The 24,091-nt window shown below is 33.6% G+C and carries 23 protein-coding genes; 16 read left to right on the plus strand and 7 right to left on the minus strand.

Going from position 1 to position 24,091, the window contains the following annotated elements; genetic code table 11:
- Positions 1–79 precede the first annotated feature (79 nt).
- The 6 genes from OPR44_RS01170 to OPR44_RS01195 are packed head-to-tail and all read left to right on the plus strand — an operon-like array spanning position 80 to position 4,625.
- Positions 80–805, plus strand: a complete 726-nt coding sequence (locus OPR44_RS01170) for a F0F1 ATP synthase subunit A (protein WP_265015083.1) — start codon at positions 80–82, stop codon at positions 803–805.
- 59 nt (positions 806–864) lie between these two features.
- Positions 865–1,092, plus strand: a complete 228-nt coding sequence (locus tag OPR44_RS01175) for a F0F1 ATP synthase subunit C (RefSeq protein WP_006014985.1) — start codon at positions 865–867, stop codon at positions 1,090–1,092.
- Positions 1,093–1,095: 3 nt separating this feature from the next.
- Positions 1,096–1,575: a F0F1 ATP synthase subunit B family protein gene (locus OPR44_RS01180; RefSeq protein ID WP_007302046.1), complete on the plus strand. Its 480-nt coding sequence runs from the start codon at positions 1,096–1,098 to the stop codon at positions 1,573–1,575.
- A 7-nt stretch (positions 1,576–1,582) separates the two neighbouring features.
- Positions 1,583–2,059, plus strand: a complete 477-nt coding sequence (locus OPR44_RS01185) for a F0F1 ATP synthase subunit B family protein (RefSeq protein ID WP_264377429.1) — start codon at positions 1,583–1,585, stop codon at positions 2,057–2,059.
- Positions 2,060–2,064: 5 nt separating this feature from the next.
- Positions 2,065–3,648 carry a glycosyltransferase family 2 protein gene (locus tag OPR44_RS01190; protein ID WP_320157100.1) on the plus strand — a complete coding sequence of 528 codons (1,584 nt, stop codon included), beginning with the start codon at positions 2,065–2,067 and terminating at the stop codon, positions 3,646–3,648.
- Positions 3,630–4,625, plus strand: a complete 996-nt coding sequence (locus tag OPR44_RS01195) for a COX15/CtaA family protein (RefSeq protein ID WP_265015085.1) — start codon at positions 3,630–3,632, stop codon at positions 4,623–4,625. Before OPR44_RS01190 ends, OPR44_RS01195 begins: the two co-directional genes overlap by 19 nt.
- Here the strand turns inward: OPR44_RS01195 and OPR44_RS01200 are convergent.
- Together OPR44_RS01200 and OPR44_RS01205 are read right to left on the minus strand one after the other, a co-directional pair.
- Positions 4,608–6,587, minus strand: coding sequence for an ATP-binding protein (locus OPR44_RS01200; RefSeq protein WP_265015086.1), 1,980 nt, complete (start codon positions 6,585–6,587; stop codon positions 4,608–4,610). The two genes, OPR44_RS01195 and OPR44_RS01200, sit on opposite strands and share 18 nt — an antisense overlap.
- A gap of 61 nt (positions 6,588–6,648) precedes the next feature.
- Positions 6,649–7,320 carry an ankyrin repeat domain-containing protein gene (locus OPR44_RS01205; protein WP_265015087.1) on the minus strand — a complete coding sequence of 224 codons (672 nt, stop codon included), beginning with the start codon at positions 7,318–7,320 and terminating at the stop codon, positions 6,649–6,651.
- 151 nt (positions 7,321–7,471) lie between these two features.
- Here OPR44_RS01205 and gltX point away from each other — a divergent pair, with 151 nt between their 5' ends.
- Positions 7,472–8,824: a glutamate--tRNA ligase gene (gene gltX / locus OPR44_RS01210; RefSeq protein ID WP_265015088.1), complete on the plus strand. Its 1,353-nt coding sequence runs from the start codon at positions 7,472–7,474 to the stop codon at positions 8,822–8,824.
- Between the two features lie 859 nt (positions 8,825–9,683).
- Here gltX and OPR44_RS01215 read toward each other — a convergent pair.
- Positions 9,684–10,139 (minus strand): Hsp20/alpha crystallin family protein, encoded by a 456-nt coding sequence (locus tag OPR44_RS01215; RefSeq protein ID WP_017532141.1) that lies wholly within the window; start codon positions 10,137–10,139, stop codon positions 9,684–9,686.
- A 371-nt stretch (positions 10,140–10,510) separates the two neighbouring features.
- Between OPR44_RS01215 and OPR44_RS01220 the strand changes: the two genes are divergently transcribed.
- Positions 10,511–11,218, plus strand: coding sequence for a pyridoxine 5'-phosphate synthase (locus OPR44_RS01220; RefSeq protein WP_264375024.1), 708 nt, complete (start codon positions 10,511–10,513; stop codon positions 11,216–11,218).
- A 1-nt stretch (position 11,219) separates the two neighbouring features.
- Here the strand turns inward: OPR44_RS01220 and OPR44_RS01225 are convergent, their stop codons facing one another.
- The 3 genes from OPR44_RS01225 to rplM all read right to left on the minus strand — a co-directional run bounded on the left by OPR44_RS01225 (position 11,220) and on the right by rplM (position 12,575).
- On the minus strand, positions 11,220–11,522 hold the full coding sequence (locus OPR44_RS01225; RefSeq protein WP_264375023.1) for an HU family DNA-binding protein: 303 nt from the start codon (positions 11,520–11,522) through the stop codon (positions 11,220–11,222).
- Positions 11,523–11,667: 145 nt separating this feature from the next.
- The gene (gene rpsI, locus OPR44_RS01230; RefSeq protein ID WP_052264863.1) at positions 11,668–12,069 is read right to left on the minus strand and encodes a 30S ribosomal protein S9; all 402 of its coding nucleotides are present in this window, start codon (positions 12,067–12,069) and stop codon (positions 11,668–11,670) included.
- 47 nt (positions 12,070–12,116) lie between these two features.
- Positions 12,117–12,575, minus strand: a complete 459-nt coding sequence (gene rplM / locus OPR44_RS01235) for a 50S ribosomal protein L13 (RefSeq protein ID WP_265015089.1) — start codon at positions 12,573–12,575, stop codon at positions 12,117–12,119.
- A 131-nt stretch (positions 12,576–12,706) separates the two neighbouring features.
- Here rplM and OPR44_RS01240 point away from each other — a divergent pair, with 131 nt between their 5' ends.
- From OPR44_RS01240 to OPR44_RS01260, 5 genes are all read left to right on the plus strand, one after another.
- Positions 12,707–13,942 carry a TolC family protein gene (locus OPR44_RS01240; RefSeq protein WP_264377423.1) on the plus strand — a complete coding sequence of 412 codons (1,236 nt, stop codon included), beginning with the start codon at positions 12,707–12,709 and terminating at the stop codon, positions 13,940–13,942.
- A gap of 10 nt (positions 13,943–13,952) precedes the next feature.
- On the plus strand, positions 13,953–14,474 hold the full coding sequence (locus tag OPR44_RS01245) for a PopZ family protein (protein ID WP_264377422.1): 522 nt from the start codon (positions 13,953–13,955) through the stop codon (positions 14,472–14,474).
- Positions 14,475–14,549: 75 nt separating this feature from the next.
- The gene (locus OPR44_RS01250) at positions 14,550–15,128 is read left to right on the plus strand and encodes an RlmE family RNA methyltransferase (RefSeq protein WP_064085440.1); all 579 of its coding nucleotides are present in this window, start codon (positions 14,550–14,552) and stop codon (positions 15,126–15,128) included.
- A gap of 169 nt (positions 15,129–15,297) precedes the next feature.
- The gene (locus tag OPR44_RS01255; protein WP_265015090.1) at positions 15,298–15,600 is read left to right on the plus strand and encodes a hypothetical protein; all 303 of its coding nucleotides are present in this window, start codon (positions 15,298–15,300) and stop codon (positions 15,598–15,600) included.
- A gap of 41 nt (positions 15,601–15,641) precedes the next feature.
- The gene (locus tag OPR44_RS01260; protein WP_265015091.1) at positions 15,642–16,589 is read left to right on the plus strand and encodes an SLC41A family transporter; all 948 of its coding nucleotides are present in this window, start codon (positions 15,642–15,644) and stop codon (positions 16,587–16,589) included.
- Between the two features lie 544 nt (positions 16,590–17,133).
- Here OPR44_RS01260 and OPR44_RS01265 read toward each other — a convergent pair.
- Positions 17,134–18,711 carry a lysine--tRNA ligase gene (locus tag OPR44_RS01265; protein WP_265015092.1) on the minus strand — a complete coding sequence of 526 codons (1,578 nt, stop codon included), beginning with the start codon at positions 18,709–18,711 and terminating at the stop codon, positions 17,134–17,136.
- Positions 18,712–18,775: 64 nt separating this feature from the next.
- On the opposite strand from OPR44_RS01265, the gene OPR44_RS01270 reads away from it, so the two are divergent.
- Genes OPR44_RS01270 through OPR44_RS01280 form a run of 3 tightly spaced genes read left to right on the plus strand, consistent with a single transcriptional unit; the run spans position 18,776 to position 24,086 of the window.
- Entirely contained in the window at positions 18,776–19,072 is a 297-nt protein-coding gene (locus tag OPR44_RS01270; RefSeq protein ID WP_265015093.1) for a type IV secretion system protein VirB3, read from the plus strand.
- A gap of 9 nt (positions 19,073–19,081) precedes the next feature.
- The gene (locus tag OPR44_RS01275) at positions 19,082–21,487 is read left to right on the plus strand and encodes a VirB4 family type IV secretion/conjugal transfer ATPase (protein WP_265015094.1); all 2,406 of its coding nucleotides are present in this window, start codon (positions 19,082–19,084) and stop codon (positions 21,485–21,487) included.
- Positions 21,480–24,086 carry a TrbL/VirB6 family protein gene (locus tag OPR44_RS01280; RefSeq protein WP_265015095.1) on the plus strand — a complete coding sequence of 869 codons (2,607 nt, stop codon included), beginning with the start codon at positions 21,480–21,482 and terminating at the stop codon, positions 24,084–24,086. The genes OPR44_RS01275 and OPR44_RS01280 overlap by 8 nt, the downstream gene beginning before the upstream one ends.
- The last annotated feature ends 5 nt before the right edge of the window (positions 24,087–24,091 follow it).

Below are 24,091 nucleotides of genomic sequence, written 5' to 3' on the forward strand. Positions count from 1 at the left end.
CTCCTTATCTTAATTCTTGACTTTATTTTATAAAATTTATACTTTATTTACTGCTGCAGTTTAAGTATACAGGGTCAAAATGGCGTTAAATCCGCTAGAACAATTTAAAGTATATACAATAATAGAACTACCAAAATTATTTGGGTATGACATAAACTTTACCAACTCATCTCTTTTTATGATGATCTCGGTGATATTAATGGTACTGTTTTTGCTCCTTGGAATAAGAAAAGGTGCAGTAATACCAGGATATTTGCAAGCTGCAGTTGAATATGTATATGATTTTGTTGTTTCAATAATAGAAAGTAACACTGGAAGCAAAGGTTTGGAGCACATTCCTTTGATATTTACAGTATTTATTTTCATTTTATCGTGTAATTTAGTTGGTGTTCTTCCTAATAGTTTCACAGTTACAAGTCATGTGATAGTTACCTTCGCTTTATCAATGGTGGTTTTTACTTATATAACGATTGTTGGGTTTAAAGAAAGAGGAGTAGAATTTTTACGCATATTGCTACCAAAAGGAACTCCTTCGTGGCTTGCACCTATAATCATCATTATTAAATTATTTGCTTATTTAGTAAGACCGATTAGTTTATCAATAAGGCTTGCAGCAAATATGATTGCGGGTCATACAATCATCAAAGTGATAGCAGGATTCGTCATAAATATGAACATATTTTTTACACCTGCACCTTTTTTGTTTATAATTGCACTAATAGGATTTGAAGTATTTGTTGCAGTTTTGCAAGCTTATATATTTACTATATTAACATGTGTATATTTGTCAGATGCAGTAAAGTAATTGACTTCCTTGCAGAATATTTTACAATTATATTATAAAGAAATAGTTAAAGGTAATATATGGATTTAGTGGCTTTAAAATTTATAGCAATTGGTTTGGCTGTATTTGGAATGCTCGGTGCTGGTTTAGGTATAGCTAATATCTTCTCTGCTATGTTAAATGGGATTGCGAGAAATCCTGAGTCAGAAGGTAAAATGAAAAGTTACGTTTATATTGGTGCTGCCATGGTTGAAATCATGGGGTTGCTTGCGTTTGTACTTGCAATGTTATTAATATTTGCTGCTTAACAGATGCCACAGCTTGATGTTTCAACTTTCTCTTCTCAAATTTTTTGGTTTTTAATTTTTTTCTCTTCACTTTTTTTTGTAGTCAGTTGTTTGTTTTTACCGAAGTTAGATGAAATAATAAGCACTAGAAGTAAAGAAGTGTTAGATTCATTTAATAGTTCTATTCACCTTTTAAGACTTACAGAAGAGCAAATTGCCAAGTATAATGCAGCTTTAAATCAAGCTAGAGTACGGGCAAAAAAAATCATAGATGATGCATTTGCTCAAGTAGAAGAAATGAGAGCGAATGTTAAGGATATATTGGAAGAGGAAGACAAGAAGATGATTAAACTTGTTGAAGAAAAGGTAGTACAATTTAAATCTAAGTATATTAGTGAATTAAAACAAATGGCTACTAGTATTGCTTTGATTTACTATACTAAGTTAACCAATTCTGAAATTGAAGAGGAATTTGTTGCTGACTTGGTGTCAAAAGAATTTTAGGGTTTTTATGTCTACATTACTAGTTATAAGCCTTGCTTTTTTAGTAGGTTTTATCCTCTCATATAAATTGTTAAGGAAGGTAATAAAAAACGTGCTTAACAATAAACGTAACAAAAGCAAGTTTTCAAGTGAAGAAACTGAAAAATTCAGAAAAGATATGTTGGAGTATTACAAAAAATCTTCTGAAAAATACAAAAGATTAGATGCAGAAGTTAACAAAATGATGAATGAAGCACTTGATAAGGCTAATAGTATTATTAAGCATAATAGACAGCAACTCGATCAAACGTTAGATGAAAATGCCCATTCTAATTTGAAGAAAGTTACTGACCAAGTTGAAAAAGCTCTTGGGGATTTACAAGCTAACACAGCGAGTATAGCTGCTGATGCTGTAAAAAAAATAATGCATGAACGTAAAGATGATAAGCGTAGTAGTGAGGTTATATCTTCGTTTTCACGTGACTTGAGCAAAAAGTTGCATTAAGTTTAATGCCTGTACTTCAAACTGATAATGTAGAAAAAATTAAATTTGATTCTAGTTTATGCAAAGAACAAGAGAAACTTTTCTACTATAGGTTTAATATAATTCCTTGGCAAAAATTAAATGATACTACTTTTTTTATGGTTGAAGACATAAGCCAAGATATCAACCTTTGGGTCGAATCTCATTACGGTATTGAATATGTATTGATAAAAGTAGATAGCAAACAGATTTTAAATCTTCTTAACTCACACTTTGGTATTTCAGAATTCGCAAGTAACTACTTATATTATAAGAATCCTAATTTTTCAGCTAAAAGCATTAGGCTCAGTTCAATCTTTTTTTCCTCTTTCTTTGTTATGATTTCGACTTTAACACTGACAAAAAAATATGCATATTTTGCTTTGGTGTTGATATTTATAATCGGGTGTTCTAGTTCTTTATTCAAATTTTTAACTAAAATTTTTGGCTTGCGTAAAATTTCTAACCAAAAAGCAGATTATGATAAGATGAATGAACCTATATATACTATTTTATTGCCTGCTTTTAAAGAGAATGCGGTTATAAAGCAATTGATTAAGAGCATTGAAAGTTTGGATTATCCAAAATTAGATGTAAAGCTTGTGATAGAGAGCGATGACCAAGAAATGTTAGCAGCTATAGAAAAATGCACCTTACCGCAGTATTTTGAAGTAATAAAAGTGCCTCATTCTCTGCCTAGAACAAAAGCTAAGTCATGCAATTATGCTATGAACTTTGTTAGAGGAAAGTATGTGGTAATATATGATGCAGATGACAAGCCAGATCCGTTGCAGTTAAAAAAAGCACTAATTGAATTTAATAAGGGCGACGAAAAGTTGGCTTGTGTACAGGCGAAATTAAATTACTATAACTTTGGTTGCAATTTTCTTACAAAATTCTTTTCTCTCGAGTATATGAACTGGTTTCAATATTTTTTGCCTGGATTTCAAAAAATGAACATGCCAATACCTTTGGGTGGTAGCAGTAACCATTTTTCAGTGAAAATTTTAAAGAAAGTGCTTTTTTGGGATGCTTACAATGTCACTGAAGACGCTGACCTTGTTTTGAGACTTGCGCAAATGGGATATAAAACCAGGATTATTGATTCAGAAACATTGGAAGAATCACCAATTACTGTGTTTGCTTGGATCAAACAAAGAGCACGCTGGATTAAAGGTTATATGCAAACTTATATCGTTCATTTAAAAAATATAAAATTACTTTTTAAGCACACTGGGCTTAAGGGAGTTTTGCTATTAAACCTTTTTGTTGGTTCCTCAGCTTTTATATTTTTCACGACTCCTTTTTTGTTACTTTCATTGGTGCTGACTCAAATTTTCAATGAATTATTCTTATATTATTTTATAATAGTATACGGTATTAACTTGATTTTTTTGATAATAGCTATCAGACAACAAAAAATGCCTTTTTATTTTTATATAGTATCAATATTTTTTCCCGTCTATAGTCTACTACATAGCGTTGCAGCTTTTCTCGCTTTGTGGGAATTTGTTATTCACCCTCAGCAATGGAATAAAACTCAGCATGGATTATGGAAGCAAAACCTGTAGCTATTTGGCTTTTTCTCTGCTCTCTCATGGTGATTTGCATGGTGGGAATTGGTGGATTTACCAGACTTTCAAAAGCAGGATTGTCAATCACGGAATGGAAACCAATTACCGGAACATTGCCACCGCTGAGTGAACAAGACTGGCTAAAAGAAAAATCAAAATATGAAGCTACACCTGAATATAAAGCATTTAATTATGGTATGAGTATGGAAGAGTTTCGCACCATATACTTAATAGAATATGTGCACAGGTTAATTGCAAGGCTGACAGGTTTAGTTTTTATCTTACCATTTATATACTTTACACTAAAAAAAAGAATACCTAAAAATGCAGTAATAAGGTTATCTACAGCACTATTATTTGGAATTTTACAAGCTTTTGCTGGTTGGTATATGGTAAAAAGCGGTTTGGTATCTAATCCTCATGTTAGTCACTATAAGCTCGCACTTCACTTACTGCTTGCGTTGGTTATCTTTGCATTATTGTCATATCAATTTTTTGATTACCAAATCAAACCAAAACAGATAATTAAAATTAATAGCAACATTACATGTTACATATGGATAATTTTAATCCTAGTGACAGTACAAATAATCTTCGGTGCATTTGTTGCAGGGCTAAATGCTGGTTTAATTTACAATACCTTTCCACTGATGGATGGACAAATTGTTCCGGAAGATTTATTTTACTTACAGCCTGCTTGGCTAAATATCTTTGAAAATAGAGTAACAGTGCAATTCATACACCGGGCATTGGCATTGCTGATATTAGTTCTGACAGCAATACTCACAATAAAAAATGCCAGTATAAAACCATTATATGTTATGCTATTCTCCGTCATCATTCAGGTAATTCTAGGAGTAGTCACTTTGTTGCTGCATATACCAATGGCCGTTGCTATAGCCCATCAAATGTTTTCATTTATCTTATTTGGGGCAAGTTTATACTGCTTATGTTATTTAAGAAACCAGATCTAATACTAAATCACCAGCATGTATATTTTTTCCTTCTTTAACAGGGATATTTTTTATCACCATTTCTGATTCAGCACATATTATATTTTCCATTTTCATTGCCTCTACAACAAATAGAGGTTGTCCTACCTCTACCTGATCTCCAGCATTGACGTGTAATTTAACCAATAAACCGGATATTGGAGATTTTACAGCGTCTACTGAAATCCCTTCTGTTTTGTTGTTTAGCATTAATTTGCTTAGTTCAGCTGCATAAGGTTTCAATACACAACATTTAGCTTTCATACCTGCGTGTCTTATAAAGTATTTGCTGCCTTGCCTTTCTATTTTAAGTGCTATATTGGTATCATCATTAATTGTTATATATAACAACCTGTAACTTGGTTTCCACTTACCTACCACGGAGTATTTATTGTGGTTATATACTGTTGTTAATGTGTTATCTTGATATTTTGCATTTACGGAGTACTCATTATCGTCTATTTTCACTATGAATGCTTCATCTATTGACTTACTGTAATACTTTCCCTCATTTTCTAAGTGAATATACAGTGCAGTAAAGATAAATATTTTAATATATTCCTCTGTGATAAAATCGCCTTGAAACCCGCTAGGGTAATGATCTGGAATGAATCTCGTGTGAAGCTTTGCTGCAATAAAATTTGGATTATGGAAGATGGATTCTAGAAATTCTATGTTGTTTATTACTTCCCCTATATAGCACTCAGACAAAGCTTTTTGCATTCTGCTGATCGCCTCTATTCTATCTTTTCCATAGGTTATAATTTTTGCAATCATTGAGTCGTAGAACATGCTGATTTCTGAACCGCTAGCTACTCCATCATCTATTCTTACATAATTATTTTCATCCGGTTTATCGTAATATTTTATTCTTCCGCTGGAAGGGAAAAATTTCTTTGATGGATCTTCAGCGCAAATTCTGCTTTCTATTGCAGAACCAGTAAGTTTAATATCATCCTGATTGAATCTCAATTTTTCTCCACAGGAAGTTCTAATCATTTCTTCTACTATGTCTATTCCAGTTATAAATTCTGTTACTGGATGCTCAACTTGTAATCTCGTATTTACCTCAAGAAAATAGAAGTTTTGGTCTTTATCTACAACAAACTCGACAGTACCTGCTGAAAAATAATCAACTTGCCTTGCCAAAGAAACACATTGAGCATACATTTTTTGTCTTACTTCTTCACTAATAAATGGGCTTGGTGTTTCTTCTATTATTTTCTGGTTATTCCTCTGTACCGAGCACTCTCTCTCCCCAAGACACACTATATTGCCGTATTTATCTGCAATAATTTGTATTTCGATGTGTCTTGGTAGTTCTATATATTTTTCTATGAAAATACTACCATCTTTAAAACTTTTCTCTGCTTCATTTGTTGCTGATGTAAATGCTAGTTCAATTTCTTTTTTGGAATATACAATTCGCATTCCTTTGCCACCACCACCTGATGCAGCTTTGAGCATAACGGGAAAACCAATCTCTTCAGCAACGATGGCTGCGTGGGCAGCATCTTCGATCTTACCCATATATCCTGGCACTACATTTACTCCAGCTTTTCTTGCCTCTTCTTTTGCTGTTATTTTATTGGCTGTAACTTCTATTGTTTCTGCACTTGGACCAATGAAATCTATGTTATGTTTTTCCAGAGCACGGGGAAAATCTGGATTTTCTGCTAAAAACCCATAGCCAGGATGAACCGCCTCGGCACCTGTTTCAACTGCTACTTCGCATATTTTTTCGATATTTAAGTAACTAAGATAAGCAGGCGAAGGGCCAATGTGCCTTGACTCATCTGCTTGCTTTACATGCACAGAATTTGCATCTGCATCTGAGTACACAGACACACAAGATATGCCCATCTTGTGCGCAGTTTTGATTATCCTGCAGGTAATCTCCCCTCTGTTCGCTACTAAAATCTTACTATACTTCTTTCTTATCATCTTATCAGTATACTTTCTTAAGTTAAGAAAGTAAATTTCTATATTACTACCTGCAAATACTTCACACTGGGGCTAAACCACTATCTAAAAGTTGCATAACATCAGGATCTGTCACTATAGTACTTTCGTTATAGAGGCCATATACTTCATTACATGCCTTAAATAACAGATATGAAGATCCTCCAGAAGCTATTGTTGCTATTGAAGCCAATGCAAGAGATTGAGAAGCCGAAAATAGAAGATACAAAGATACACACATAGCGGTAGCACACACTATAGCTCCTACTGTATATAAGCATATATGAAACTTCTTATTACATATAAAGCCACATTTTATATCTGCAATTTGCTTAACTTCCTTCTGCTCTGAAGGATCCAAGAAGTAAAGAGGTGATACTGCCTTATTATCCTTAATATAGCTTTTATCGAGGAGTGCTTCCTTAATATATTTCTTATTATTCTTAAGTTCCTTTTCTAATCTTTTTACTTCTTCCCAGTCTTTGGCTTCTTTTGCTTTTTCAACCTCAACCCTGGTACTTTTTTCTAAATCCTTTATGATCTTCTGTAACGCAGATAATAGAAACCCTTTACTTGCTGCTATATGAAATGGGTTTCCATTTTCATCAATTCTATGCTTAGCTACACAAGCAACTCTTTTCTTGCAAGCTTCAATAAATTTATTTTCATCCTCTTTTGTTACAACTCGTCTTGCAATTTCAAATAAATTATCCATATATACACCTCACTGCATTCACTAATATTAAATTATACAATGCAGTTTGTTAAAAATAAATGTAAATTGATCTTTCAAATTTACTATAGTTCCACGTTGTTGCAAGTACAAATTTTAGTTATCATCGGTTACGTTATCACAATAGACAAATATGCCAGGTATAGTCACTAGATTCGCTCCATCACCAACAGGATTTTTACATATTGGAGGAGCTCGCACAGCTTTGTTTAATTGGCTCTATGCGCAGCGTCATGGTGGCCAGTTTTTACTAAGGATTGAGGATACCGACAGAAAACGTTCAACACAGGAAGCAATTGATGCAATAATAGATGGGTTAAAATGGCTTGGAATAAACTATGATGGAGAAATAATATACCAATCGAGAAGAATAGCTAGACATATTGAAGTTGCAAATCTTTTAGTTGAAAAGGGTAGGGCGTATCACTGTTACTGCCCTGAAGATGAAGTTGCAGAAAAGAAGGCAAGAGCAAGAGAAGAAGGAAAAATATATAAGCATAAGTGTACTCATTCGACATCAAGCGCAAACCCTGTTGTCCGTTTCAAAGTGCCAGACTCAGAAGATATTGTTGTTGACGATAAAATATACGGCCAAGTTACAATAAGTGGCGATCAGCTTGATGACATAGTAATCTTGCGCTCTGACAATACTCCAACATATATTTTTGCTGTAGTGGTTGATGACCATGATGCCGGAATAACCGATATTATACGTGGCTCTGATCATCTCACTAATACCTTCAAGCAATTACTAATATATCAGGCTCTTGATTTTGATGTCCCACGCTTTGCACATGTACCGCTAATTCATGGAGAAGACGGGAATAAGTTATCTAAAAGACATGGGGCTACAAGTGTTTGCGATTATGAAAAGATGGGAATATTGCCACAGGCAATGCGTAATTACTTGCTAAGACTTGGCTGGAGTCATGGCAACGATGAGATTATTAGCGATGAGCAAGCAATAGAGTGGTTTAATTTAGAAAGCATCGGTCGTTCACCTGCACGGCTCGATTTCAAAAAACTGGAGCATTTAAATAATCATTATATTAGTAATATGAGCAATGAAGATATTCTGACTCTAATGCTTAGAGAAAATACTCTAACTGACAAAAAAAAAGGCTATTTACTGCAGGGACTGACAGAGCTGAAAAAAAGAGCAAACTATCTGACCGAATTATTGGACTTAGCAAAATTTTATATTCAAGTTGATTTTAGTGAAGAAGCTCAGCAAATTGTCAAATCCAACCTCAATGTAATTAAGTTACTTGCATCATTTCTTTCGAGTGTAGGTAGTGAAGATTGGAATAAGAATTTTTTATCTTCTCAGATTAAGGAATTTTCAAAATTACATAATATAAAAATGAGCGATATATACCACTCATTACGCGCCCCAATAACTGGAATAATGGATGCGCCTGGAATCATCGATATCATGGTAATTCTTGGTAAAGATGAGTGTATAAAAAGATTGCGAGCAGTTTAAATAAAAAATTACTTGACAGACTCTGGTGGCTTCATTATAGTGGAGAATGAAGATTTTTTAGGATCCAAAATCTATCTTCACCTGCAGGTTTTTTCACCAAATAATCAAATTTCAGCAAAAAATATATAAGTTTATTTTTGCTAGCTCTTTATTCATATAGGAGGGTTTATGTCTAGAATTCCTGATACTTGACTTTTATTTTTAAGTTAAAAAAACAATTGGCGCCTATGGTTTTCACATTAAATCATTTTAAATTGTTAAAGTTAATACGGGCTTTTTTTGCCTTTTTTTATTGGTATTTTTTTCATATTTTATTATATCATTATACTGTGGTACCATATAGACTTCAGTTTCATGATAAGGGGAGCAGGCTCCGTCTCTCAGCTATGGCATTAAAAAATGACTATGCATAAGATCTAATGGTGTGTCTAATCTATAGATAATTTTTTGTATTGCTAAGTTAATATTTTGCATATCTGTTCAGCAAAGTGGCAAAAAAGACAACTAAATGAGTGTCATGAAAGTAGCTTACACGTAGCTGTAGGAATATTCCTTTTTTAAGGTAAATTACACAGCAAATATTGTCATTCAAGTAGCTGACACTGTAATTCCAGCTTCTATAATGTCATGCCAGTGCTCGACACTGGCATCGAGCAAAATTTATCACAAACAAGACAACATTTTCAATTAAAAAATCAGTGTCTGGGTGCTAAGATGACACCTTCATAAGGGAGCCAGCATCAGCTACTTTCATGACATTCATTTAGTTGTCTTTTCTCGTTTACCTTATTTTGCCACTCTGCTGAACAGATATTAAAATAGCAAGCCTCAAGGTCAGAAGCCTGCTATTACTTACTGGTTACTTTACATCAATTTTCTTGATGTGTTTCTCTGACTTAGGTATGGTTACATGCAATACCCCATCTAAAAAGTTGGCAGATACCTTATCTTGCTCTACATTTGTTGGAAGTTGAATAGATCTATAGAAAGAACCATAGTACCTTTCTTTATGGTAAAACTGCTTATCTTTTGATTCATTATTACATGTTTTTTCACCCTTCACTATTAAGTTATCGCCAGATATACTAATGTCTATGCTTTCTTTAGGAATACCTGGTAACTCTAATGATAGGCAATAGCTTTCCTTTGTTTCATAAAAATCACAAACTGGTAGTAGACTACTGCCTCTTTTGGAAAGCTCTGGGTTCCATCCTGTAAAAAAGCTATCAAATATGTCATCAACGGCTCTTTGTAACCCTCTTACACTAAAATTATCACGATTATTGTTTTTATTTAAATGAACTATATTACTCATGTTGTACCTCCTTTTACTAATACATGCATTACATAATCACTCCACTTATTAATTTCAATCCTAAATCTAAAATTTTTTAGATGCGAAAAATTTTCCCCGTTTACTATAACTTGATTATGAGAAAAAATCTTGTTTGGATTACCACGAGTAGTTCTATAAACTAGATTAACTGTAAAAAAGGGCAAGTGTATGCAAATTTATTACTTCTCTTTCCACTTCCACAATCAAATAATTTTGAATGTTTCTTATTTGACTTGCCAACAATGAGAATTGGTATAACTGCTAGCTCCGTCTTTCAGCTATGGCATTAAACAATGACATGCATAAGATCTAATAATATGTATAATTTAAAATAATTTTTGAGGTAAATTGTGAAATTGGGCGTTAATATTGATCACGTTGCAACCCTTCGCAACGCACGTGGAGCTTCTTATCCAGATCCATTAAAAGCAGCAAAAATAGCTATTGATGCTGGAGCAGATTTTATCACCGTACACTTACGAGAAGACAGAAGGCATATCAGAGATGAGGATGTATTCAATCTAAAACAAAACATTAGCACTGAGTTAAATCTTGAAATCGCAGCTACGGAAGAAATGCTCAAAATAGCAAAAGAAGTAAAACCCTATTCGATTTGTATAGTACCAGAAAAAAGAGAAGAATTAACAACCGAAGGTGGCCTGAATATCGTGAATATGCACAGTAAACTTTCTGGTATAATAGAGGAAATGCATAGCTTTGACATAAAAGTCTCACTATTTATCGATCCAAATATTAATCAACTAAAATATCTTGAGAAGCTAGAAAGAAAGCCTGACATAATAGAAATTCACACAGGGGATTACTGTGATAATCCATCAGAAGAAAAATTAAAACTTATTACTAACTCTGCAGAATACATTAATAAGCTAGGAATAGAATGCCACGGAGGGCATGGCATAAATTATAAACATGCTAAAAGAATAAAAGAGATACCTCACATCTCAGCTCTTAATATAGGCCATTCTTTAATCAGCGAGGCTATATTTCATGGCTTACATAGTGTAACTAAAAAGATGAAAATGACAATATCTAAGTAGCTTATACTTTCTCTTTGGTATTTAAAGTACTTGAAAGAGCTTGACTTGCTTTAAACCTTACTCTTTTCTTTTCAGGAACGGTCATAATCTCACCATTTTGAGGATTACGGCATTGTCTTTCCTTACTTATAGCAGTAGAGAATGTCCCTATTCCATGCAAACGTATTTCACCTTTACGATTTAGATCGTTCTTGATTGTTTCCATAAAAATATCATGAAGCTTACTCAAACTAGCTTTTGTTATATCTATACCTTGACTAGAGCACTCTTGACTCAGTTGGTTTACTATATCTTCTTTACTCATAAATTACCTTAATATTAAAAAATTACATAAACAGCATATTATGCTAATGCCAATAGTCAACTAAATTCGTCATAAAAAGAGAAAATGTCATAAAACCTTGTAAGAACTTGTATAATATTTACAAAAAAATACCATTATGAAACAATTATCTCTTAGAAAACTGACATTTTTTCCGAGCTTTATGTTGACCATATTTCTTACGCTCAACAACACGTGAATCTCTAGTTAGGAATCCACCCTTACGTAATATAGAGTGTAGATCTTGACTTATACTACTTAAAGCTCTGCTTATTCCATGAGCTAAGGCACCTGCTTGGCCAGATAGTCCTCCACCTTTTACAGTTGCAAACACATCATACCTATCTAACATAGAAGTTACTATGAATGGCGCTTTAATCATTTGACACACTGATTCTCTTTTAAAATAAGAAATTAAATCATCTTTTTTATTAACACTAAATTTTCCACTTCCTGGCTTTATCCATACTCTTGCTACAGATTCTTTCCTTCGACCTGTAGCATATGAACGACCAAGTGAGTCAATCATTGCCTTTTTTGGCTGATCATTATTATTTATTTTCACTTTTTACTCCATTATTTCTTATTTTTACGATTTAAAGAGGCAAAATCTATTTTTTCAGGTTGCTGTCCTTGATGCTTATGTTCTGAACCAGAATAAACATACAAATTTTTAAACCGTCTACGTGCCATAGGACCATCATCAAGCATTCTTTTTACTGCCATTTTTATCACACGCTCAGGGAATTTGCCATTTAAAATATTATCTGGAGTAGTTTTCTTTAAACCACCAGAATAACCTGTATGCCTATAGTAGATTTTATCTTTAAGTTTCTTTCCGGTAAAATGTACCTTTTCTGCATTAACAATAATTACATTATCTCCACAATCCATATGAGGTGTGTATTCAGGCTTATGCTTTCCACGCAATAGCGCTGCTACAAACGCTGCAAGCCTTCCTACTACTAATCCTTCTGCATCTATAACAAGCCATTTTTTATCGACTTGTTTCTCTTTTAAGAAAAAAGTTTTCATATATCAATACATAACAGTAGATTATGATACACTGAGTTGCTTGATAGTGTCAACAACATTAGTTACAACATTAGTTATTGATTATTAAAGTAATTTATGCTAATAACTTAAACAACATGCTAGAAAGCAAAATGTTTCGATTGATTATTATACTTATAATTGCTTTTGGTACTATAGGTTGCTATGCAATCGATTTGGAAGAAGCCATAAGCAAAGCTATCAAAAACAGCTCAAAAATAAAGTCTCAGTTTTACCAATATAAGAGTGCTGAAAAACAGCTGAAATCTTCTGGATTGGCTGGATTTTTACCTGACATTAATTTACAATATAATTTCGATAGTAATTTTAATATTATTAACGATCGACAAAACTCTGGAAAGCGTCTAACATTAAGCCAAAGAATAATAGACGGTGGGGGCACTTTTGCTACATTTAGCCGATCAAGTCATCTTCTTAAAGCAGCAAAAATTAGATTTCAGCAGTCAAAGCAAGAAGTTGCACTCAGCGCTGTGAAAGCATATGTTAATGTTTTACAAAAGGCAGAAATATTAAAACTGAGAGAACATAAAGAGCGTGTTTCTTTAGAGCATTTGTCAGCTATGAAAAAACGCTTTTCCCTTGGAGAAGTTACTAATGCTGAAGTTTTGCTAGCAAAAGCAAAATTTTCGTCTTCTATATCCGAAAGAGTTGATGCTGAAGGTAAATTAAAATTGGCAAATATTGCTTATTATCATTTGATTGGCGAAGATGCTGATGAACTTTCTGAAGCTAATGATAAATTACCTTCTGTTCCAGAGCTAAATGAATGTTTACAATTAGCAAAAACTAATAACTTGTCCCTAAAAGCAGCAGTTTATCAAAAAAGAGCAGCCGGAATGGAAGTGATCGCTGAAACTTCCAAGTGGCTTCCTTCTTTGAATCTAAGCGCAAGTAAAAATTTTGGAAAGGACAATATAAAATTGGACACGTTACTAGAAAATGTGAATGTTGTCTTTACTCTTGATATTCCGATCTTTAAAAGAGGAGTTAATGTTTTTGGTGTTAGTAGAGCTAAAATGGATGCAAAACAATACACTTACGATTATTACGAAGCAGTAAAAAATATAGAAGAAGCAGTTGTAAATGCTTGGAATAACGTGCTGACAGCAAAAGCTATTATTAAAGCAAGTCAAGAAGCAGAAAAAGCAGCAGCTTTAGCATTGGAAGGAGTTGAGCAAGAAGTAAACTTAAATTTAAAGAGCACATCTGATCTTTTGGATACTGAAGATGAATTATTTAAAGCACGTTCCGATCTAATTCAGGCAAAAAGCAATTATGTAATTAGTGTTTACAACTTGCTTTTTATGATAAATAGTATAAACCTTTAAATTTAATGGTATGAGCGATAATCAATCTGTAAAAGATATACTAGAAGATATAAAAAAAGCTATATCGGGTAAAAATCCAAGTGGCGATAGAGCAGAAATAATAGATGAAGATGATGACGTATTATGCCTTGAAGAGGAGTATCCAGAAGACATCGAAGAAAAAGAAAATAGTGAAGAAGAGAATAATTGCCAAAGTGAGAAAATGAATAACCAATTTAATAGCCATAGTTACAACTCAGAAGAGAAAAATTTGTATGATAATATCCAAATGAGTAATAACAAAGTGAGCTATCAAGAACAAAGTAACGAGCATTTAGTTTTAAAAGAAAATATGGAGGAAATTAAAACATTGCTTGAAAAGATGCAAAGCGAACTACGGCATAAACAACAAAAAAGAGCGGATCTTACTGTTGAAGAATTAGTTGTATCTCTTTTAAAACCTCAGCTTTCAGAGTGGCTGAATAAGTATCTACATGAATTGGTAAAAGAAGTAGTTGAAAAAGAGCTCAAAGATATAATCAATAATAAGTAGGTTATTAGTATAAAGACCAGAGTAAAAACAGCTAGAGGTAGAAAGTTATCTTCAACAAGATGGCTACATCGCCATTTGAATGATCAGTATGTGCAAAAAACCAATAAGGACGGTTATAGATCGCGCTCGGCATATAAGTTAATAGAAATAGACGATAAATTTAAACTACTCCAACAAGGGCAAAAAATTATTGATCTTGGCGCTTTTCCTGGTGGATGGTCACAAGTTGCATCTAAGAAAGGAGCGAGTGTGATTGCTGTTGACATAAAACCAATAAACGCAATTAGTGGAGTAGAGTGTATACAGTGTGATATTATCAGCGAACTTGAAATTTTAAGAGAAAAATTCAAGGATCACAAATTTGATGTAATTTTATCTGATATGGCACCAGAATCTTGCGGTTTAAAATCGTTAGATCATATCAGAATTATGCTTTTATGCGAAGCAGCGCTCAATTTTGCAAAGCATTTTTTGAATCATGATGGCAAATTTGTAGTAAAAATTTTTCAAGGAGAGTCTGATAAAGATTTCTGCAATGAGCTAAAAAAAATGTTTAAAACAGTAAGATACTTCAAACCAAAATCAAGTAGATCTGAATCTACAGAAATGTATTTGGTCAGCTTAGGCTTTATTGGTAGCAACTCTTCTATATAGAAGATACTTACAGAAACGTTGACGAATCTTATCCTATTAAACTGAAGATTAATAACGCTCGCACAAAAGCCCCTTTTTCTTGCTTGAGTGTTTATGATAGTTAATTAAATTCTTGACTTTATTGCTTAAGTATATAGTAATTAAAGTATATTATATAGGAGAGTTTGATATGACAAAGTATGAAGATTTAACAGCGGAACAAAAGAAATTATATGATCGGTTAAAGGATGCGATAAAAAGTAAACAGGATATTATTCTTACTCTTAAAGTAATTAAAGAAGCAGAGATATTAAAAGAAGTTCTTACTACTGCAAATATAAATGAAGAGTTATCAGATGGTACGAAGTATAATCTAACACCGCTTGCCTATGCTATGCATTTCAGTAATTTTGAGGAAATAATCAAAGTTATTTTAGAAGAAATTGAAGATAAAGAAAAAGTTCTTACTACTGCAAATATAACTAAAAAGTAAAAGGTGGTAAGGAGTATAATCTAACACTGCTTGGCTATGCTATGAATTTCAATAATTTTAAGGAAACAATCAAAGTTATTTTAGAAAAAATTGAAGATAAAGAAAAAGTTCTTACTACTGCAAATATAACTAAAAAGTTACCAAGTGGTACAAAGTATAATCTAACACCGCTTGCCTATGCTATGAATCTCATTAATTTCAAGGAAATAATCAAAGTTATTTTAGAAGAAATTGAAGATAAAGAAAAAGTTCTTACTACTGCAAATATAACTACAAATTTACCAGGTGGTACAAAGTATAATCTAACACTGCTTTGCTATGCTATGGCTTTCAATAATTTTGAGAAAATAATCAAAGTTATTTTAGAAGCAAGTGAAGATAAAGGAAAAGTTCTTACTACTGCAAATATAACTAAAAAGTTACCAGATGGTGCAGAGTATAATCTAACACTGCTTGGCTATGCTATGGCTTTCAGTAATTGTGAGAAAAAAATCAAAGTTATTTTAGAAGCAAGTGAAGATAATAATATGTTAGAAGAAGTTTTTGCTCGTGTAGAAGGAAATGATCGTCAAAGACTTCAGGAGATTTTAAAAACATTAAAAAGTCAAGAGCAAGATGAAGGGCAAGAAACTAAAATTGATAATTGGCTAGCAAGACTTGCAAATAGCATGTCTAATTGTGAAAGTAATGAAAAGCCTTTAGTGTCTGAAAGTAGCGTGCCTAGAACTGAAGAAAATATAGTAAAAACTACTAATAAATCAATAATGATTGGTAGTGTTTGTGGTGTTGTAGCTGCATTAGCAGTTGGTGGTGGATGTTTTGCTGCTGGTGTTGCATTACCAATATTGGCTTTAATTGGTATAGCTGTTGCTGCTTTCGTACTTACAGGACTTGTTACTGGTGGTATCACATATATTGCACTAAAACCTAGTGATAAACTAGATGCATCAAATACAGGAAAATTCGAGCATGCTACTCAGGCAATATAAAGTATTACAATCACGACAAGTAGGAGAAGAGAAGTTTCTTCCTTTTCTCCAAGTTTTCTTATTTAGCAAGGTATCTAGATACCTTGCTTAACACCAAAACAAAATTAAGGTTTAAACATCCTAGGTGTATGAACATTCATTTTGAAGACAGCAAATGGTGTCATCCCAGCGCCCTCTTTCTTGTTATTCCAGTACTGGGATTCAGAAAGCTGACCAGGTTGGTCACGCGCTGGCTCTCTAAAATTACTTTAGTTGTAAATATTAAGAAATTTGCTAAATAAAAAAAGACAAAAGAATCCCCATATAGCGAGTTTTAATAATTTAAATTGATAATGTGCTAACAAGCGCGATTTGGCTGAATGTAGAAAAAATAAAAAAAAGCCGCTATAATTTTATGTAATTTGCCAATAAATATCTGAGTTTTTTACTGAATTTTGTCGTTGAGCCCAAAAACAAGGATAAATACCTTTATCGGTATAATAAGGAAAGTGGGAAGGTTTGTCAAGTAATAAAACTAGAGGGCTCAAATGAAAGAAGGTAAACTCTAAAGTGTACGTTCAGTAGCACTTTCTATAAGAGAGATTGTATTATCTATCCCATAAAGCTTGATAAAAGATCCCATTCTTGGACCAGTTTTTTGGCCAAGCAGCGTTTCATATAGCAACTGAAACCAATCGCGTAAGTTATTGTAATTATGTTTTTTTCCGATGGAGAAAACCTGAGATTGAATCTCTTCAGCAGTGGCTGTAATAGGCAGGGAATGTAGGTTGTTCTTTAAATCTAGTAACGCTTCTTTCTCTTTTTCGTTTGAAGCTTTATACGCTTTTGTTGGCTTGATAAAGTCGTGATAATACCTAACTGCAAAATCCGAAAGCCTATCTAGCATTTTGTTGCTTTCTGGTGTAACGTTTGGTGCATAAGTTGATATAAAACCCCAAAGAATCTCTTTATTTTCAGCATTACAAGCTGCTGCCAGGTTTGAAAGTAACGAAAAATTTATGCCTGAAGTTTCTACGTTTGGAACTTTACCCTGGTGGATGTGCCATACAGGGCTATTTACATCCTTTTCTTTACTTTCATTATAACGCTTAACAAACTCCAAATACTCATCAGTTGATTTTGGTATCACATCAAAATATAAACGTTTAGCCTTTTTAGGGCTCTGAAAGATGTATAACGCTAAACTCTCTGTGGGTGCATAAGTTAGCCACTCCTCAATTGAAATACCATTTCCTTTTGATTTTGATATCTTCTTTCCTTCTTTATCAAGAAATAACTCATAGCAAAACAAAAGCGGTGGCTTTTCTCCAAGTATTTTACATATTTGACTTGAAAGCACAGCAGATGGAGTCAAATCCTTTCCATGAGCTTCGTAATTAACTCCGAATGCAGCCCACCTCATCCCCCAATCAGGTTTCCATTGCAGTTTACATTTTCCTTTTGTCACTGGAACTTCTATTTTTTCCCCGTTTGAGTCTTCATACGTGATTGTTCCTTTATCTGTATTTGTTTCAATTACTGGAACTTGTAAAACTTGGGAAGTTTTTGGACATATCGGAAAGAATGGACTGTAAGTCTGCTGCCTTTCTTCCCGAAATGATGGAAGCATTACGTCCATCACTTTATCATAATTTTTCAGCAGGAGTAAAAGTTTTTCATCGTAAACGCCAGATTTATAACACTCTGTTGCACTCCTAAATTCGTATTCAAATCCAAACAAATCAAGAAATTTACACAACAACGAATTCATGTGATGACCATAACTCTCATGAGTGCCAAATGGGTCAGGTATCATGGTTAATGGCTTGTTCAGATTCTCTCTTAGCATTTCCTGATTTGGTACATTATCTGGTATTTTTCGCAAACCATCCATATCGTCGGAAACTGCAATGATTTTGGTTTTTATACTAGGAGCTATTTTTTTTAGAGCGTTTGCAATAACTGTGGTACGAAAAACTTCCCCAAAAGTACCAATATGTGGTAAACCCGAAGGACCATAACCAGTCTCAAATATTATCTCTTTTTTATTAGGGAATTCTTGTAGTATTTTTTCTGCTTCTTGAAATGGCCAGCTTATAATCATTGAATTTAAATTAATTATCTTACCTAAAGTGCTATTCATTTCAATAGATTTTTAATTAATGATGTAGTATTAGTGTTAGAGCTCTTATTAGAAGGTTAAAGATATGTCTACTGGCAGCATACAAACGAATCAATTATTTAAAGGTCTTACAAGACCTGCAATGCTCTTTGGTGTGAGTTATATGTTTGCAATATTAAACGTTCTAATTTGCATGCTAATTTTCATTAATACAAATGATCTTAGAGTAATTCTCCTGATGTTACCAGGTATACATGGACTTGGCTATATAGCTTCTGCAAAGGAACCGTTGTTTGTTGAGTTATTTATGGTAAAGTTGGGAAAATGTTCCAAATGTTTAAATCGGTTTTATCATGGAGCCAATTCTTATGACATTACTTGATGTTATGCAATGTTGAGATTTAGAGCTATTCAATCAAAGAATAAATCTATTCTAAGTAGAGAGGTTCACGCTGCTGAATTTATACCTTATTCTTGCTATTGGAATAGTACAACCTTGATAACAAAGCAGAATTGGTTAGTTAAATTTATAAAATTAAATGGCTTTGCGTTTGAAACGGCCGATGATGAAGACTTGGTGATACAAAATAATATCAGAAATCAGATGCTAAGAAGCATTTCATCTCCAGCATTTAGTTTGTACTTTCATACCATCAGGCGTAAGAAGAATATCTTTTCTGATGAATTTGCAAACCAGAGTTTACCAAATTTTTTTGCTAACCATGTAAATCTAAAATGGAGAGAAAAACACGCAACTAGGCAATCTTTTATTAATGATTTATACATTACGATTATTCGTAGGGCAGATACAAAGGGAGTAGAATTTTTATCACATCTACTGAAAAAATTTGGTCATGTAACTTCAAAACATGCTTGGGAAAGTGATATGCGTGATACCTATGAAGATTTAGAGGAAACGACAAATCGTATAGTAACAAGCCTTAGGAATTATTCGCCTAAAGTCCTTGGAGTAAAAGAAACTCCAAACGGACTGTTTTGTGAAATAATGGAGTTTCTGTCTAGAATTGTAAATTGTGGCTTTGTTACAAATACGCTTTTTCCACTAAAAACTGAAATATCAAGATACTTACCGGTTCATAGGTTATTTTTTGGCCATAAGATGATACAGGTTGTGACTCATAATGAAAGTAAATATGCTGGAATAGTTAGTATCAAAGAATATGGAAATAATACTTCCGCAGGAATGCTTGATTCTTTTTTACAACTTCCTTATGAATTTATTATCACGCAGTCTTTTCAATTTACAAATAGGCAAATGGCAATTGCGAAAATGCAGATACAGCAAAATCGTATGATACAATCTGCAGATAAAGCTATTTCTCAAATAGCAGAAATTTCTCATGCGCTTGATGATGCAATGAGTGGTAAAATTGCGTTTGGTGAACACCATTTAACTATCTTATGTATAGAAAAAAGCCCTAAATCATTGGACAATGCTTTATCATTGGTTGAATCGGAGCTTTCTAATTGTGGTGTTTATCCTGTTCGTGAGAGGGTTAATCTAGAACCAGCATTTTGGGCGCAAATTCCTGGTAATTTTGATTATATAGTAAGAAAAGGTACAATAAGTAGTCTTAATTTGGCCGGTTTTGCATCTCAACATAATTATCCTACTGGTAAAAAATTCAATAACCACTGGGGAGATGCTGTTACAGTTTTTGATACAACATCCGGCACTCCATTTTTCTTCAACTTTCATATAAGGGATGTTGGACATACTATGATAATTGGGCCAACAGGTGCTGGCAAAACTGTTTTAATGAATTTTTTATGTGCTCAAGCAATGAAATTTTCTCCAAGAATATTCTTTTTTGATAAAGATCGCGGTGCAGAAATTTTTTTAAGAGCACTTGGTGGTATCTATACTATAATAGAACCAAGAACTAAGACAAATTTTAATCCTCTGCAACTTGACGATACTCCTGATAATAAAACATTTTTGATGGAATGGATAAAATCTTTAATTTTAGTGTACAACGATAAATTCACTTCAGAAGATATTGCTAGAATTAATGATGCAATTGAGGGAAATTTTAAATTAAAAAAAGAAGACAGATTTTTGAGAAATCTTGTACCATTTTTAGGACTTGCGGGCCCTGATACTCTAGCTGGAGCAATATCTATGTGGCATGATGATGGCTCTCATGCTGCAATATTTGACAATAAAGAAGATTTGCTAGATTTTTCAAAAGCAAGAGTGTTTGGCTTTGAAATGTCTAGCTTGCTAAAAGATCCTGTTGCTCTTGGGCCGGTCTTGATTTATTTGTTTCATAGGATTAGTATATCGCTTGATGGCACTCCATCTATTATTGTTCTTGATGAAGCATGGGCGTTAATAGATAATCCAGTTTTTGCACCTAAGATAAAAGACTGGTTGAAAGTGCTGAGAAAGTTAAATGCTTTTGTAGTTTTTGCTACTCAGAGTGTTGAAGATGCAAGTAAAAGTGCTATTAGTGATACGCTTGTACAGCAGACAGCAACACAAATTTTTTTGCCAAATCTGAAAGCTACTAGTGTCTATCGAGATGTTTTTATGTTAACTGAACGTGAGTACATACTGATCAAACACACAGATCCAAGTACTAGATTCTTTTTAGTAAAGCAAGGAGTTAATGCTGTAGTAGCTAGAATAGATCTGAAAGATTTGGATGATGTGGTCAACGTGTTATCTGGACGTGCAGAAAGTGTCCTATTGTTACATGATATATTGAAAGAAGTCGGAGATGATCCAAAGATGTGGTTGCCTGTGTTTTATCAAAAGGTGAAAAATGTTTAAAACTAAACTGTCATTACTGTTAGTTGCGATATTTTTGTTAAATATAGATTTTTTGCTCTCATATCCAGTGTTTGCAGATACAGTAAGTGGTACTGACAAAACGGAATTTGTTAGCAGATTTAATTCTACTGGCAGCTTTGGTCGTGCTTCTAATCCTGACTGTAAGGCGTTTAAAACAGCTGCAGCAGTTGCTGGGATAGCAATTGCTATTGGTGCAATATTTACTGGTATTGTTTTGATTGTTTCTTCCGCTGGTGTATTTACTGCTATTGTTATTGTTGGAATGATAGCTGCAATTGTTGGAGTCTGGAAAGCAATAGGGGGGCTTGTTGTTTGTGAACATAGTTTTGTTAAACACCCAGTTGCACGTGGTCATGATGGAACATACAAAAATTTTAAAGAAGACACAGGTTATAGTGGCTGCACCAATAAAAATTACCAAACAGAAGATGAATATTTTTCTTGTTTACAAGATAAAGCTCGGGAAAACGTGAACAAAAAAGACTATGACGGGAAAAGAGCAGAAAAAGAAGCCTTAAATTCTAACGTTCAGGAGAGTACAGAAAGTTATTACTGGCCAAAAAACGGTGTGCAATACAGTGAATATATAGAAATATGTCATCGAAATCCTTTAACTTTTGGTAATCTTTTTAACAAGAAAGACTTTGATTCCAGAGAAAAACCTGGATACATAGACTTTGATGTAAGGGAAAAAGATACTGGATATGTAGATGGGTCATGGTCCCCGACGGTCGATGGTGAGCTGAAATGTAAAGTTCTCAAAGCAGGACAGAGCGAACCCATACATGGATCAACATTTAAAGCAGTGAAAAAAATGGGCAGATTATGTGTGGAGTTAGCAAGTGTGAGAATGCTTGGTATCGAAATGACTCCTTGGCCGCAAGGGGTTGATATGGGGTGCACGGAATTGCCACCTGACCCACTTGCTCCTATGTGTGAAAAATCTGTGATGAAATTCAAAAATAAAGATGGTACGGGTGAATATAATGTTGATCTTAGCGACCCTATAAATAAAGATAAAGATTACAAAACTATTATAAGGGAAAAGGAAAAAGAAGGAAAAATTTTTGTAGATTATGACAATAAAAGCTGTTTTAGCTCGTATGTCTCTGAAGCTTGCTACAATCAAGCGGGAAGTAAGTCATTATCTCCTATTCCCATAACTTCTATGATAGTGCAATGTATTAAGGAGTCGTTAGATAATTTAGTGGCAGGTATTGATTCAAGTGGTAACTTACTTACAGACAAAAATGGACATGCTAAGGGTAGTTTTTTGTCTGTAGCACAAAAAAGACTGAAGAACACTGTTACTGCTATCTTAATTTTAGCTTTGATATTGTTCTCTATAAAAGCCATGTCTGGTGGAATGCGTAGTCCACAAGAAATGTATATATTGATCATTAAGTTTGCTTTGGTGATTTACTTCACAACAGGTAGTACCATGTCTCATTATTACGGGGAATTAACAAAACTTTCGAACGGCTTATCAGAAATAGTGCTTAAAGCTTCATCTGAGAGTAAAAATATATGTAATTATGAGGCAGGTAAAGATTATGAATACAATCGTGAAGGGCAGAAGGTATCCTACAGTTATCTTGCACCTTGGGATAGGCTTGATTGCAGAATTTTATTTTATTTAGGTGCACCTTTAGATGGAATTGGTGGCAAAATTGGTACTGGAGGTGTTGCAACTTTAGCGGTTTTGCTTGGCGCTGCTCCTGTCTTGTTAGTTGCAGGTTCGGTGATTGGTATTATTTTCGCTGGTGGACAAATTTTAGTAGCTCTTGTCTGTATATTTATGGCCATTTTGCTGATGATGGTTATTTTGTGGATGTGCTATGTATTTATTTTATCTATAGTTGCTTTAAGTGTAATTGTTATTCTATCACCTTTGTTTATTCCTATGGTTTTATTCCAACACACTAAAGGATATTTTGATGGTTGGCTAAAAGAGTTAATTACCTACAGTTTATACCCAGTTATCCTTTTTGCATTTCTATCTTTTATGTTCATAGCATGTGATAAAATCTATTTTAAAAATTTAAATTTTAAACTGGACGAGTCATATAAAAATGAACAACCAGACAAGTCATATCAAAAGAAACAAGCAGAAATCTCATATAGTAAGAAAAAACAGTGGTTTAAATTGAAAGATGGGGAATGTGATAAAAATGAAACTACTCTCGCATGTATGATGCAAAATTATAGCTTTAAAAAGAGCAGCATACTTGGTCTATTCGACTTTACATACATGGAGTTTGGCAGCTCTCTAATCGGAGAATTATTAAAATTGTGTTTAGTATTATTCCTCTTTTACCACTTTTTAAACGTTCTTCCCGGCATGGCTGCTGAGCTTGCTGGTAATCACAGAGCAGCACTTGGTTCGGGTAGCACTCCTGCACAAATGGTGAATAAAGCTTTATCTGCTGCCAAAGCTGCTGCTGGAGGTGCTGGTCAAGTTGCTGCTGCGGCTGTAAATAAGGCAAGAGGGGCTATTGGAGGAGGTGGAGATGATAATAAGGGATCGGGATCTTCCTCTAGTGAATCTATAAAACCAGTGGAGAGTGAGCGCAGGTGAGTAAC

The organism is Wolbachia endosymbiont (group B) of Camptogramma bilineatum, from assembly GCF_947251825.1.
GTDB lineage: Bacteria > Pseudomonadota > Alphaproteobacteria > Rickettsiales > Anaplasmataceae > Wolbachia.